Here is a 14154-nt window from a genome sequence, read left to right on the forward strand (position 1 = left end):
TGATGACGATGTGATGTGGAGTGTGTCTCGGATCGCTGTTTATCCGAGACCGTTCCGCAATTTCAAGTGACCTTGTGCCCTATTGCTCGCGGCGCGGTCCCGGGTAAGTGTCTTTGTGCACAACAGAATTAGTTCACCGTGGCGTCGCACGGAATTTTCCGGCAGCTTGACCGAGGCTTGACCGCGCCGGGGTGACCCCCGGGCGTACGGCCGCCGTCGGCGTACGCGACACTTCGACGTCCGTCGAGGTGGGACAGGCCACGCTCGGGGCGGGCGAACTCGCGTACGCTGTGCGCGCGCTCGCCCGTCGATGCCGGGCCGCCCGGGACGTGTCGTCACTGTCCCGCCCGGTCCGCCGACCGCGAGGGACTTCACTGGGAGGTACGCAGATGTCCGGGACCACCACGGCCGGAGCGCGGTTGCGTGCCGCGGTCGGCGGCGGTGCCCACGGCGGCGTCAACCGCTGGGCCGTCCTGGTCGTCCTGTGCGTCAGTCTGCTGCTCGTCGCGCTCGACTCGACCGTGCTGCATGTCGCGGTCCCCGCCGTCACCGAGGATCTGCGGCCCAGCGGTGTCGAGTTGCTGTGGATCGTGGACGCCTATCCGCTGGTCTGCGCCGCCCTGCTGATCCTGTTCGGCACGCTCGGCGACCGGATCGGCCGGCGGCGCGTCCTGCTCATCGGCTACGGGATCTTCGGGCTGGCGTCGGTGGCCGCGGCCTTCGCCGGCTCGCCCGGCATACTGATCGCCGCGCGCGCCCTGCTGGGCATCGGCGGCGCGATGATCATGCCCGCGACGCTCTCCATCCTCCGTACCGTCTTCCCCGACCGGCGCGAGCGCGCCATGGCCATCGGCATCTGGACGGCGGTCGCCGCCGTCGGCGCCGCGACGGGCCCGGTGCTCGGCGGATTCCTCGTCGAACACTTCTGGTGGGGCTCGGTCTTCCTGATCAACGTGCCGCTGATGGCGCTGATCCTCCCGGTCGGCCGCTTCCTGCTGCCCGAGTCGAAGGGCAACTGCGACGGCCCCTGGGACGTGGCCGGCGCGCTGATGGCGGCGGCCGGTGTGCTCGGCGTCGTCCTCGGGGTGAAGCGCCTGGGCGCGGGTGCCTCGATGCTCGACGTCAAGACCTTCGGCCCGCTGCTGCTCGGCGCGGTCCTTCTCGCCCTCTTCGTACGGCGCCAGCGACGCCGGAAGCATCCGCTCATAGACGTGACGATGTTCGCCAGGGCGACGTTCTCGACCTCCGTGGGCTGCATCGTGCTCGCCATGCTCGCGCTGGTCGGCCTGGAGCTGATCGCCGTGCAGTACCTCCAACTGGTGCTGGGGCTCAGCCCGCTTCAGACCGGACTGCGGCTGCTGCCGCTGACCTTCGCCGCCATGGCGGCGGGCGCCACCGGCTCGTACACACTGCGCCGGATCGGCCCGCGCCGGATGGTCGCCTTCGGTTTCGTCCTCACCGCGAGTGCCGTGCTGCTGCTGATGCCGATGGGCCAGCACGACCGGCCGGGGCTGCTGACGACGGCCTTCGTGCTGCTCGGTTTCGGTCTTCAGTCCACGCTGTTCGGCGCGTACGAGTCGATGCTCAGCGAGGCGCCGCCCGAGCAGGCGGGGGGCGCCGCCGCGATCGGCGAGACGTCCTACCAGCTCGGCGCGGGGATGGGCATCGCGCTGCTCGGCAGCGTCATGAACGCGGCCTACGCGCCCGCCCTGTCGTCCGGCGCGGTCCACGGGGTGCCGCAGGCCGCGGGGTCGGCCGCCGCCAACTCGCTGGGGGAGGCGTACCAGGTGGCCGCCCAGCTCGGTGGTCCGGCGGGGGAGGCCCTGCGGATCGCGGCGCGTCACTCCTTCGTGCAAGGTCTGCATGTCACGCTCCTGGTCAGCGCGGGTCTGCTGCTGCTCGGCGCGGTGGCGGCGCTGCGGCTGCCCCGGGTGATGGACTGCGGCGCACCGCCCTGCGGACGGGTCGCGGACATGGATACGGCTACGGCTACGGACGCGGTCGCGGCGGACATACCGGCGCCGCGCGACGGCGCCGTGGTCCCCGCGGGGCTGAGCGCCGCGCGCCGGGGCGGGTCTGGACGGGCGGCGGCCCTGCGCCGTAATGTCGGCGCCGAGTCTAACTAGCGCTGCTAGTTTTACTCAACCCGCGAACCGACGCATGCGAACCGAACCGACACATGCGAACCGACATCCGCGAGCCGCCGGAGGCAGCCCCATGTCCGCACCCTCCCCGAAACGTCCGCCCTTCGACCCGCGCGACCCCCTCGGCATCGACGATCTGCTGGAGCCCGAGGACCTGGCCGTCCGCGACACCGTGCGCTCCTGGGCGGCCGACCGGGTCATGCCGCACATCGCCGAGTGGTACGAGCGCGGCGAGCTGCCCGGCATCCGCGAGCTGAGCCGTGAGCTGGGCGCCCTCGGCGCGCTCGGCATGTCGCTCCAGGGCTACGGCTGCGCGGGCGCCGGCGCCGTCCAGTACGGACTGGCCTGTCTGGAGCTGGAGGCCGCCGACTCCGGGATCCGCTCGCTCGTCTCCGTACAGGGCTCTCTCGCCATGTACGCGATCCACCGGTTCGGCTCCGAGGAGCAGAAGCAGCGGTGGCTGCCCGGCATGGCGGCCGGCGAGACCATCGGCTGCTTCGGCCTCACCGAGCCGGACCACGGCTCCGACCCGGCCGGGATGCGCACGTACGCCAAGCGCGACGGCACCGACTGGGTGCTCACCGGCCGCAAGATGTGGATCACCAACGGCTCGGTCGCGGGCGTCGCCGTCGTCTGGGCGCAGACGGACGACGGGCGCGGCGGTATCCGTGGATTTCTCGTCCCGGCCGGCAGCCCCGGCTTCTCGGCGCCCGAGATCAAGCACAAGTGGTCGCTGCGCGCCTCGGTCACCAGTGAACTGGTCCTGGACGAGGTACGGCTCCCCGCCGACGCCGTACTCCCCGAGGTCACCGGTCTGCGCGGGCCCCTGAGCTGTCTGAGCCACGCCCGTTACGGGATCGTCTGGGGCGCGATGGGGGCGGCGCGCGCCAGTTTCGAGTCGGCCGTGGACTACGCGAAGACCCGCGAACAGTTCGGCAGGCCGATCGGCGGCTTCCAGCTCACCCAGGCCAAGCTCGCCGACATGGCGCTCGAACTCCACAAGGGAATCCTGCTGGCGCACCATCTTGGCCGGCGCCTGGACGCGGGGAAGCTCCTCCCCGAGCAGGTCAGCTTCGGAAAGCTCAACAATGTGCGGGAGGCGATCGAGATCTGCCGCACCTCGCGCACGATCCTCGGGGCCAACGGGATCTCGCTCGAATATCCCGTGATGCGGCACGCGACGAATCTGGAGTCGGTGCTCACCTACGAAGGCACCGTGGAGATGCACCAACTGGTGCTGGGCAAGGCACTCACCGGTCTGGATGCCTTCCGGTGACCGGGTGGCGACCGGGGGCGTGACGCCGACCCGGTGAGCGCCTTGCTCAGCTCTGGTTGAAGAAGCCGTCCCGTCCGTGGGCCTTCGACTCCCCGCTGACGATCTCGGTGTCGGCGGGGGTCAGCAGGAACACGCGGGTGGCGACACGGTCGATCGAGCCACGGAGACCGAAGATCAGTCCGGCGGCGAAGTCGACCACGCGCTTGGCGTCGGCGGGCTCCATGGCGGTGAGGTTCAGGATGACCGGGACGCCCTCCCGGAACAGCTCGCCGATGCCACGCGCGTCCCGGAAGCTCTCCGGCGAGACGGTGGCGATCCTGCGCTCCTGTTCGGGAGCGGCCTCGGCGGCGATCCGCACACGCGGATCGGTCTTCCAGGTGTCGTTGCTCTCGGCACCCTCGGAGTACTCGTCGTCGTAGTAACGCTCGTCGTTGTCCTCAACGAGGCCCAGCCAGGCACTCGCCTTGCGCACCGATCCCATGGACGCCTCCTTTCACCGCGGTCGCTTGTGGTTCCGCATCCCTATGGTTGTCCATGATGCGGATTGCGCGCCAAGTGGATTGTCGCCGCGCAGGGGATTCGTGACGGTACTGGTGCAGAAGATATGGCGATTCGTCAGGGTTCTTCCTGTGTACGAGCCCTGATGTACTGAAAATATGAAAGTCCGGCCAGACGGGTGACGCTGGGGACGTACGGGTGAATCCGGCGGCTGGATACGATGCCTGACGCACCGTCGACAGACCCCCGGGGGAAACCGTCATGTTCGGAATTGTGCGGCCTTGCAGTCACCGGCTCTCCGAAGGACTCAAGACCGAGTGGATGGCTCATCTGTGCGGGCTGTGCCTGGCACTTCGCTCGGACCACGGACAGTTCTCCCGCATCGTCACCAACTACGACGGCCTGATCGTCTCCGTTCTGACGGAGGCTCAGGCCGAGCGCGCCACTGGATGGCGCCGCGTAGCTGGCCCCTGCCCACTTCGCGGCATGCGAACCGCTCCGGTCGCGAAAGGCGAGGGAGCGCGTCTCGCGGCGGCCGTCTCGCTGGTGCTCGCGTCTGCGAAGGTACGCGACCACGTCGCCGACGGGGACGGGGTGTTGAAGCGGCGGCCGGTGGCGCTCGCCGCGCGCCGGATAGCCGGCGGCTGGGACCGCGCGGGCGCGCGTACCGGCGCGGAGCTGGGCTTCGACACGGCGGTGCTTCTCGACGCGGTCGACCGGCAGAGCGGTATCGAGGCGCTGGCCGGACCGGGCACCTCGCTGCTCACCGTCACCGAGCCGACCGAGACGGCGACCGCCGCCGCGTTCGCGCACACCGCCGTACTCGCGGGCCGGCCGGACAACATGGCGCCGCTCGCCGAGGCGGGCCGCCTCTTCGGACGGCTCGCGCATCTGCTGGACGCCGTGGAGGACCAGTCCGCCGACGCCGCGTCGGGTGCCTGGAACCCGCTCACGGCGACCGGCACCTCACTCGCCGAGGCGCGCAGGCTCGCGGACGACGCGCTGCACGGCATCAGGCTGGCGCTGCGCGACGCGCGGTTCGTGGACGACAAGCTGGCGCACGTGCTGCTGGCACACGAGTTGCGCACCTCGGTCGACCGCGCCTTCGGGACCTCGTCCTGCTCGCACCAGGGGCGGGCGAGCGTCCAGGGCGACGGCGGGAATCCGTACGCGGGGCAGGGCGGCGGGAACGCGAATCGTCCGTACGGTGCGAACAACCCGTACGGGGGCGGGAATCCCGGCGCGCCCGGCGGTCCGCGCGGACCGCGCGACCTCGGCCCCAACCCCTTCCACGAGCCGCCCCGGCGGCCGGAGCGGCGTGGCTTCTGGGCCGGCTGCGCGGTGGCGATCGGTCTCTGCTGCACCTGCAAACTCTGCTGTGCGAAGGAGTACGAGGGTCCGTGGTCGCGCAAGAAGCGCGAGGGCTGCTGCCGGGACTGCGACTGTGACTGCTGCGACTGCGCGTGCGACTGCTGATTCCTGTCCGCCCCGTCCGCCGCCCCGTCCGCCCCGTCCGTCCCGTCCGCTCCGGCCACCCGTGTGGAAGGCTGCGTGGGCATGAGCACAGACACTGATCCGGATCCCGTGCGGAACTGGAAGAACTGGCACGAACGCCGCGTCGCCGCCGTCTCGGCGCCGCACGGACCGCTCTCGCTGACCGGTACCCACTGGCTCTCCGACTACCCGGAAGGTCGAATTCCGGCCGTGCCCGGCGTATGGCGGGACCGTGGTGACGAGGTGTCGGTGACCGCCGCGGCCGGCGACGGGATCACGGTCGACGGCCGGCCGCTGACCGGTGAGGCCGTCCTGACCGCCGACCGGGGCCCCATCGACGAGTCCCGGGTCGCCCACGGCGGACGCAGGCTGGTGGTCATGCGCCGTGAAGGGCTCTGGGCGGTACGTGACTTCGACCCGGACTCCCCGGCACGCCGGGCGTTCGTGACCGTCGAGGCCACGCCGTACGACGACCGCTGGGTGCTGCCGGGCCGCTTCCGTCCGTACGCGGAGAGCCGCACCGTGCGCGTCGAGAACGCCGACGGGCGGGAGCGCGGACTGGGGCTCGCCGGTGAACTGGCCTTCTCCGTCGACGGTACGGAGCACAGGCTCCAGGTCGCCGTCGAGCCCGACGGGTCGCTCTGGGCGGTCCTCGCCGACGGCACCAGCGGGCTGACCAGCTATCGTTTCCGTTTTCTGCGGCCGTCCCCGCCGGCTCCGGACGGCACGGTGACCGTCGATCTCAACCGAGTGCTGCTGCCGCCCTGCGCCTTCGCCGAGCACTTCATCTGCCCCCTCCCGCCGCCCGGGAACACGCTGCCGTTCGAGCTCCCCGCGGGTGAGCGGAACACCGTTTCGCGCTGAGCGATTTCGGGCCGTGGGACGGCCCCGGTCCGGGTCGTACAGACCGGGGCCGTCCCACCATGTGGGCAGTGTGTGAACCGGACAGTGGCGGCGATTTCAAGACGTATCAGCGGTATTTCGGCCGGTGGAGTGGCTGAAAAGCGCCCTTGCGCGGCCAGTTGGCTCACCTAATACTCCCCTCAGCGCTTGTCAGGGGCACGGCAGATCCGGAATGCGGACGTATCCCTGACTGCGCCTCACGGGCCGGACCACCCCAATCAGGCCCCAGATTCCTTCGGAGGAACCACACGTGAGGATCAAGCGCACCACCCCCCGCAGTGGTATAGCGAGACGCACCCGGCTGCTCGCCGTCACCACAGGTCTCGTCGCCGCGGCGGCGATCGCCGTCCCCACGGCGAACGCCGGCACACCCGACACCTTCAGCGCGAACCAGCTCACGGCGGCGAGCGACGCCGTCCTGGGCGCCGACGTGGCGGGCACCGCCTGGTACGTCGACAAGACGACGAACACCCTTGTCGTCTCGGCCGACAGCAGCGTCAGCAAGGCGGAGATCGCCGAGATCAAGCGCGAGGCGGGTGCCAACTCCGGTGCCCTGCGTATCGAGCGCACCCCCGGCAAGATCTCCAAGCTCCTCTCCGGCGGCGACGCGATCTACTCGAGCCTCGGTCGCTGTTCGGCCGGGTTCAACGTACGCAGCGGCACCACCGACTACTTCCTGACCGCCGGGCACTGCACCGAGGGCAACCCGAGCTGGTACACCAACTCGGCGCGCACCACCCTCATCGGCCCGACGGCGGGCTCCAGCTTCCCGGGCAACGACTACGGCATCGTGCGCTACTCCAACGCCGCGGTCTCCCGCCCCGGCACCGTCGGCAGCGTGGACATCACCAGCGCGGCCAACGCCACGGTGGGCATGTCGGTGACCCGGCGCGGCTCGACCACGGGCACCCACGGCGGCAGCGTCACGGGCCTGAACGCCACGGTCAACTACGGCGGCGGCGACGTCGTCTACGGCATGATCCAGACCAACGTCTGCGCCGAGCCCGGCGACAGCGGCGGCCCGCTCTACTCGGGCAGCCGCGCGATCGGCCTCACCTCGGGCGGCAGCGGCAACTGCTCCTCCGGCGGTACGACGTTCTTCCAGCCGGTCACGGAAGCGCTGAGCGCGTACGGCGTCAGCATCACCTGAGCACATCCCGCGTAGAGAGTCCCCGCCCGAGAGCTCCGGGCGGGGACTCTACGCGCGTTCCGGGGCCGCGCGGCCGGGGTGAACTCCCGGACCGGAGGGGCGGTTTCAGGACAGGTCCAGTCCTCACCCGCTGCCGAACCGGTGACCGCGGCGAGTGTTCACCAATGGAACGGATCGGCTCTGACCTCCGCACGTGAACGGGGCGGGAGGGAAATGAACCCGTCGTGTGCACGTCCTGAAGTCGACCTTGTGTGCTACTGGCGAGTTCAGGAACAGTGGGCGCCCCATCCTCCGCGTCACCGCACCCCACATGCGATGACGCGGCCCCCACAGGAGGTATCAGTTGAAGCACCGTCGCATTTCCAGGAAGCGTGTGGCGATCGCGGGCGGCGCGGTCACCGCCATGATCGTGGCCGGGGTTTCCTTCCAGACTGCGAACGCCAGCGAGGACAGCACCACGATCACGGCGAAGACACTGTCGGCGCCGGCGGCCGGAAAGCTCGCATCCAGCCTTGTCGGCGACCTCGCCGGTGACGCGGCCGGCTCGTACTACGACAGTGGGACCAAGGCTCTTGTCGTCAACGTCCTGGACGAGAAGGCCGCCGAGACCGTGCGTGAGGCGGGCGCCAGGGCGAAGGTCGTGGCGCACTCCCTCGCCGAGCTGAAGGACGCCCGCGGTTTCCTCACCGGCGAGGCGAGCACCCCCGGCACGGCCGTCGCCGTCGACCCGGTCACGAACAAGGTCGTCGTCACGGCGGACAGCACGGTCAAGGGCGCCGCGCTCGACAAGCTCACCAAGACCGTGGAGAAGCTGGGCGCCAAGGCCGAACTGAAGAAGACCGCGGGGGAGTTCAGGAAGTTCATCGCCGGCGGCGAGGCCATCCACTCCGGTGGTGGCCGCTGCTCGCTGGGCTTCAACGTGGTCGTCGGCGGCGAGCCGCACTTCATCACCGCGGGCCACTGCGGCACGGCGGGCAGCTCCTGGTCCGACTCCGCGGGCGGCGCCGAGATCGGCTCCATGGTGGACTCGCAGTTCCCGGGCGACGACTTCGCGCTCGTCAAGTACACCGGCTCCACGGAGCACCCGAGCGAGGTCGACCTGTACGACGGCAGCACGCAGGCCATCGCGGGGGCGGGCGACGCGACGGTCGGCCAGTCGGTCTCGCGCAGCGGCTCCACCACCCAAGTGCACGACGGTGAGGTCACCGCGCTGGACGCCACCGTGGACTACGGCGGCGGCGACGTGGTCGAGGGCCTTATCCAGACCACGGTCTGCGCCGAGCCCGGCGACAGCGGCGGCTCGCTCTTCGCCGGTGACACCGCGCTGGGGCTGACCTCGGGCGGCAGCGGCAACTGCTCCTCGGGCGGCGAGACGTTCTTCCAGCCGGTGCCGGAAGCGCTCGCGGCGTTCGGTGCCGAGATCGGCTGACCCGCACGACCGTACGGAGCCGAAGAGGCCCGGCCCCCGCCGTTGTCGGCGGGGGCCGGGCCTCTTCGCTGATTGCGCAGGTGGGAGTGGGGAGGTGGGACGCCCCGGCCCTGACCGACCGCGACACCCTCGACGGTGCCGTCCGCTCTGTCGACGCCTGCGAGGAGTGGGGGATCGGACCGCTGTTCGGAGTGGAGCCGGCCGTGGCCGAGCCGGCGGGCGGACCGGTGGCGGTGCGGCGGGTGGGCTCGCGCGCGAGCGGGGCCGGGCTCCCGCCGCCGGGGACGACAGCCCGCTGCTGCCCTGGTTGCGGGCTCCTGCGCGCAATCGCGCTCTGTGCCGCGGCGCATACGGATCTTCAGCAGCAGACCTCCGTGGGGCTGAACGGGGAAGGGCCCGCGAGGGGCCTGGGTGATCGTGAACCGACTCGTCGCCGTCGCGGCGGCGGGCGCGGCGCGGCCTCTCCGTCAGGTGACGAAGTTCATTGCTTGAGCGGGTGTCCGTGGCCTTGGGGGAGTCGCCGCCTCCAACTCCGTCTCATGTTTGTGGAAGTGACGGCGCGATAGCCGTTCAGCCACCGTTTCCGCGAGCCACGAGGTCGCTCTCACGTTCGACTTAGGTCGCTGACTAGGGGCGATGGGGTTAGAGTAATCGAACAGGCGTGCGATAGATGCATCGGGCGTATGGCGGGAATGGGGTGGAGACGGAGGCGCGTCATGGGGCATTTTGCCCATCTGCACGCCGCGTCCGGTTACTCCGCCCGCTACGGTGCCGCCCACCCCGAACACCTCGTCCGGCGGGCGGCCGAGCGCGGCCAGCCGGCGCTCGCGCTCACCGACCGGGACACGGTCACCGGTGCGGTCCGGTTCGCGCGGTCCTCCGCCAAAGCGGGCGTCCGGCCGATCTTCGGTATCGACCTGGCGGTGGAGGCTCTTGCTCCGCCTCCTCCGGCGCGGCGGCGCCGCACTCCGGCGCGCGGTGGCGCCCACGTGATCGAGCCGCCCCTGCGATTCGTCCTGCTCGCGCGGGACCGCGCCGGATGGGCCCGGCTGTGCCGTATCACCTCGGCCGCCCATGTCGGCGCGCTCGCCGGCACGGCACCGGTGGTGCCGTGGGAAGCACTGCGTACGTACGGCGGTCCCGGTCTGATCGTGCTGCTCGGACCGCTCTCGGAGCCGGTACGGGCACTGTCGGCGGGCCGGGAGGACATCGCGGCGAAGCTGCTGGCGCCGTGGCGGGAGATCTTCGGATCCGGGATCCGGCTGGAGGCCGTCCTGCACGAGCGGTCCGGCACCGGGCCGGGCTCGCTGCGGCTGGCCGCCCGCACCCTGGCACTGGCCGACCGCACCGGCACCACCGCTGTTCTCTCCAACGCGGTCCGCTACGCCGACCCGGACCAGCACCGGCTCGCCGATGTCCTCGACGCCGCGCGGCTGCTGAGGCCGATCGACCGGCGCCGCCTGGACGGTGGCCACCGCTGGCTCAAGGACGAGGAAGCGATGACGGACATCGCACGGCGGATCGCCGAATGCGCGGGAGAGGACGACCGGCGGGCGTACCGCCTGCTGGCGGACACCGCGGCCACGGCGGCCCTGTGCACCGTCGACCCCGCGGCGGACCTGGGCCTGGGCACGCCGCACTTCCCGGAACCGGCGATGTTCGGCGCGGAGCCCGGCGCGGACGGCGCGACCCGGCTGCTGCGCCGGCAGTGCGAGGACGGCCTGGTCCGGCGCGGCCTGGACCGCGACCGGGGCGCGCTCGACCGGCTGGACGAAGAACTCCGTGTGATCTCCACGCTGAACTACGCCTCGTACTTCCTCGCCGTCGGCCAGGTCGTCGCCGACATCCGGGAGCTGGGTATCCGGGTCGCCGCCCGCGGCTCGGCCGCGGGATCGATGATCTGCCACGCACTGGGCATCGCCACGGCGAACCCTCTCGACCACAGCCTGCTGTTCGAACGCTTCCTGAGCGTGCGCCGGGCATCGCTGCCCGACATCGACATCGATGTGGAGTCCGCCCGACGGCTTGAGTGCTACGACACGATCTTCGACCGGTTCGGCACCGAACGGGTCGCGGTCACCGCGATGCCCGAGACCTACCGGGCCCGCCGTGCCCTGCGGGACACCGGCCTGGCTCTGGGCATCGCACCGGCGGACGTCGACCGGATCGCCAAGAGCTTCCCGCATCTGCGGGCCTCCGACATCACCGGCGCACTCGCCGAACTGCCCGAACTGCGCCGACTGGCCTCCGAGGCGGAGCGGTACGGCCCCCTGTGGGAACTCGCCGAGGGCCTTGATTCCCTGGTCCACGGTATGGCCATGCACCCGTGCGGAGTGGTCATCAGCGACGCGACGCTCCTGGACCGGTTGCCGGTGCAGCCCACTCCACAAGGCAACTATCCGATGGCAATGGCGGCCAAGGAGGAGATCGAGGCGCTGGGCAACATCAAACTGGACGTCCTCGGTGTGCGGATGCAGTCCGCGATGGCCCACGCCGTCGCCGAGGTCGAACGGGCGACCGGCAACCGTATCGACCTGGACGACCCGCGGCAGGTCCCGCTCGACGATCCGTTCGCGTTCAAGATCATCCAACAGAGCGAGACCCTGGGGCTGTTCCAGCTCGAATCGCCCGGCCAGCAGGACCTGCTGTCACGGTTGCAGCCCCGCGACCCGCAGGACGTCATCGCCGACATCAGTCTCTTCCGCCCGGGGCCGGTCGCCGGGGGGATGCCGGAGCGGTACATCGCCGCCCGGCACGGCGGCGACCCGGGCTACGCCCATCCGGACCTCGAACCGGTACTCGCCGACACCTACGGCGTGACCATCTGGCACGAGCAGATCATCCAGACACTGTCGGTGCTGACCGGCTGCGACTACGCGCTGGCCGAGATCGCCCGGCGAGCGCTCGGCGACAAGGAGCGGCTGCCCAGGATCAGGGACTGGTTCCACCACCAGGCCGGGGCCCGGGGCTACGACTGCGCGGTCCGCGACGAGGTGTGGAAGACCGTCGAGGCCTTCGGCGCCTACGGCTTCTGCCGCGCGCACGCGGTCGCCTTCGCCGTGCCGGCCCTGCAGAGCGCCTGGCTGAAGGCGCACTTCCCGGCGTTCCTGCTGGCCGGTCTGCTCGAACACGACCCCGGTATGTGGCCCAAGCGCGTCCTCGTCTCGGACGCCCGCCGGCGCGGTGTCCCGCTCCTGCCCGTCGACGTCAACCACTCCAGGACGGAGCACACCGTCGAGCGGACCGAAGGAGAACGGTGGGGTGTACGGCTCGCGCTGTCCGGCGTGCACGGAATCAGCGAAGAGGAATGCGCGCGGATCGACGAGGGCCGGCCGTACAACTCGCTGTCGGACTTCTGGCAGCGGGCCCGCCCCAGCAGACCGGTCGCCGAACGCCTCGCGGAGATCGGCGCGCTGCGCCCTCTGCACGACGAGCGGCTCACCCGGCGCGACCTGCTGCTACAGATCGCCGAACTCCATCGGCAGTCCCGCGTCAGGTCCGCGGGCAAGGGACAACTGTCCATCAACACCGACACCGACGCGGCCGGAGGGGCCGAGCCGAGCGGCCTGCCGGAGATGACCGGACGCGAAGCCCTGAGCGCGGAGCTGAACACGCTCGGCATCGACGTCTCCAAGCACCTGATGGAACACCACCACCGGCTGCTGCGGGAGATCGGCGCGACCGACGCGGCGCACCTGGGCGGGATGCGTGGCGGGCAGCAGGTCCTCGTCGCCGGTGTACGGGCCTCCACCCAGACCCCGCCGATCGCCAGCGGCAAGCGCATCATCTTCGTCACCCTGGAGGACGGCTCCGGCCTGGTCGACCTGGCGTTCTTCGAAGACTCCCACCCGGCCTGCGCACACACCGTCTTCCACAGCGGGCTGCTGCTGGTGCGCGGCACCGTACAAGTGCGCGGCACCCGTCGCACCGTCGTCGGCACCATGGCCTGGGATCTGGACGAGATCGCCGCCGCACGCCGCGACAACGGCCCCGAGGCCGCGCTCGCCCTGCTCGGCGCCAATCACCCGCACCCGACCCCCGCGCAACCCGGGCGGACCCTGGCCAACGGCACCACCGGCGCTCGTCTGCACCCCTACGCCGACCTGCGACCGCCCGGCAACCGCTCGGCGAACCTGAAGAAGTTCGGCCACACCAGCCCGGGGAGCGCGGGATGACCACGGACCAACGGCACATCGCCCACCTGCACCTGCACGCCGTACCGGACGAAGGACAGCACGCGGACACGATCGACCTGCTGACCGGCATCACCCCCCATGTCCAGACCGTCTCGCCCGACGCCGTACAACTCGACCTGACCTCCGCGCTCAGATACTTCGACCTGCCCCCCTACGACCTGGTCCAACTGGCACAGCTACGGCTGATGGCCCTGTACGGCATCGAAAGCAGCGCGGGGCTCGCGGCCAACCGCATGCTGGCCACCATGGCGGCCGACGCGTCCGCGCCGGGACACGCCACGTGGGTACCCGCGGAACGGGCCGCCGCCTGGCTGCGTCCCCGCCCGGTCACCGGGCTGCCCGGAATCGGCCGCGCCACAGCCACCACGCTCGGCAAATACGGCCTGCACTCGATCGGCCAGGTCGCCGACCTACCCGCGGTGACCCTGCAGCGCCTTCTCGGCGCCGGCGCCGCACGTCTGCTGGCCGAGCGTGCTCAAGGCCACGATCCCCGTCCTGTCACCCCGCTGGAGCCGGCGGCCCACCTGGTGGCCGACCTCGTGCTCGACCGGGACTGCCTCGACCCGGAAGGGCATCATCGGGCTGTCCTGGGGCTTGCCGACCACATCGGTCAGCGCCTGCGTGGCGAAAGCCAGGTCACCGGCCGGCTCACTCTCACCGTGCGTTACGCCGACCGCAGTTCCACCACGCGCACCCGTGCGCTGCCGGAGCCGACCAACCACTCACCCGCACTCGCGGCGGCTTTTCTCGGTCTGCTGGCCGCTCTCGGGTTGCAGCGTGCGAGAGTCCGCGCCTTCGTGGCCCGTGCCGACGGTCTGCTGCCGGCCGATGGGGCCCACCGTCAACTCTCCCTGGATCCCGGTGACACCCGTGCCCGCACGGTGGAGAAGGCCGCGGACCGGGCCCGCCGCCGTTTCGGACCAAGAGCCCTCCACCCCGCCGCTCTGGCCGACGATCATCGTAGGCGGGGGCCGGGTGACTCGATGAGCTGATCTTGTGGTGGAACTTCATCGGCCGCTCGCACGAGAAGACCGAGGCGGCGCCGGGCTTCCGACGGGCACGGG

General features: G+C 71.0%; 9 protein-coding genes. 8 read left to right on the forward strand and 1 reads right to left on the reverse strand.

Annotation, left to right across the window (positions count from 1 at the left end; genetic code table 11):
* Positions 1 to 389 precede the first annotated feature (389 nt).
* Positions 390 to 2126, forward strand: a complete 1737-nt coding sequence (locus OG329_RS34170) for an MFS transporter (protein ID WP_405800369.1) — start codon at positions 390 to 392, stop codon at positions 2124 to 2126.
* A gap of 91 nt (positions 2127 to 2217) precedes the next feature.
* Positions 2218 to 3420, forward strand: coding sequence for an acyl-CoA dehydrogenase family protein (locus OG329_RS34175; RefSeq protein ID WP_405800370.1), 1203 nt, complete (start codon positions 2218 to 2220; stop codon positions 3418 to 3420).
* Positions 3421 to 3466: 46 nt separating this feature from the next.
* Here the strand turns inward: OG329_RS34175 and OG329_RS34180 are convergent, their stop codons facing one another.
* Positions 3467 to 3901, reverse strand: coding sequence for a cell division protein SepF (locus OG329_RS34180; RefSeq protein WP_405800371.1), 435 nt, complete (start codon positions 3899 to 3901; stop codon positions 3467 to 3469).
* Positions 3902 to 4179: 278 nt separating this feature from the next.
* On the opposite strand from OG329_RS34180, the gene OG329_RS34185 reads away from it, so the two are divergent.
* The 6 genes from OG329_RS34185 (at position 4180) to OG329_RS34210 (ending at position 14082) form a co-directional block, all read left to right on the forward strand.
* Entirely contained in the window at positions 4180 to 5394 is a 1215-nt protein-coding gene (locus OG329_RS34185; protein WP_405800372.1) for a DUF5685 family protein, read from the forward strand.
* Between the two features lie 81 nt (positions 5395 to 5475).
* Positions 5476 to 6276 carry a DUF1684 domain-containing protein gene (locus OG329_RS34190; RefSeq protein WP_405800374.1) on the forward strand — a complete coding sequence of 267 codons (801 nt, stop codon included), beginning with the start codon at positions 5476 to 5478 and terminating at the stop codon, positions 6274 to 6276.
* A 289-nt stretch (positions 6277 to 6565) separates the two neighbouring features.
* Positions 6566 to 7465: a S1 family peptidase gene (locus OG329_RS34195; protein ID WP_405800376.1), complete on the forward strand. Its 900-nt coding sequence runs from the start codon at positions 6566 to 6568 to the stop codon at positions 7463 to 7465.
* 343 nt (positions 7466 to 7808) lie between these two features.
* On the forward strand, positions 7809 to 8894 hold the full coding sequence (locus tag OG329_RS34200; protein WP_405800378.1) for a S1 family peptidase: 1086 nt from the start codon (positions 7809 to 7811) through the stop codon (positions 8892 to 8894).
* A 716-nt stretch (positions 8895 to 9610) separates the two neighbouring features.
* Positions 9611 to 13069: a DNA polymerase III subunit alpha gene (locus OG329_RS34205; RefSeq protein ID WP_405800379.1), complete on the forward strand. Its 3459-nt coding sequence runs from the start codon at positions 9611 to 9613 to the stop codon at positions 13067 to 13069.
* Complete coding sequence (locus OG329_RS34210) at positions 13066 to 14082, forward strand: ImpB/MucB/SamB family protein (RefSeq protein WP_405800380.1); 1017 nt, start codon at positions 13066 to 13068, stop codon at positions 14080 to 14082. Before OG329_RS34205 ends, OG329_RS34210 begins: the two co-directional genes overlap by 4 nt.
* The last annotated feature ends 72 nt before the right edge of the window (positions 14083 to 14154 follow it).

The sequence above is a fragment of the Streptomyces sp. NBC_01506 genome, assembly GCF_045040295.1.
GTDB lineage: Bacteria > Actinomycetota > Actinomycetes > Streptomycetales > Streptomycetaceae > Streptomyces.

Excerpts from the sequence above, each read along its gene's own strand:
- OG329_RS34170 (WP_405800369.1), top strand. The coding sequence starts at position 390 with ATGTCCGGGACCACCACGGCCGGAGCGCGGTTGCGTGCCGCGGTCGGC.
- OG329_RS34175 (WP_405800370.1), top strand. The coding sequence starts at position 2,218 with ATGTCCGCACCCTCCCCGAAACGTCCGCCCTTCGACCCGCGCGACCCC.
- OG329_RS34180 (WP_405800371.1), bottom strand. The coding sequence starts at position 3,901 with ATGGGATCGGTGCGCAAGGCGAGTGCCTGGCTGGGCCTCGTTGAGGAC.
- OG329_RS34185 (WP_405800372.1), top strand. The coding sequence starts at position 4,180 with ATGTTCGGAATTGTGCGGCCTTGCAGTCACCGGCTCTCCGAAGGACTC.
- OG329_RS34190 (WP_405800374.1), top strand. The coding sequence starts at position 5,476 with ATGAGCACAGACACTGATCCGGATCCCGTGCGGAACTGGAAGAACTGG.
- OG329_RS34205 (WP_405800379.1), top strand. The coding sequence starts at position 9,611 with ATGGGGCATTTTGCCCATCTGCACGCCGCGTCCGGTTACTCCGCCCGC.
- OG329_RS34210 (WP_405800380.1), top strand. The coding sequence starts at position 13,066 with ATGACCACGGACCAACGGCACATCGCCCACCTGCACCTGCACGCCGTA.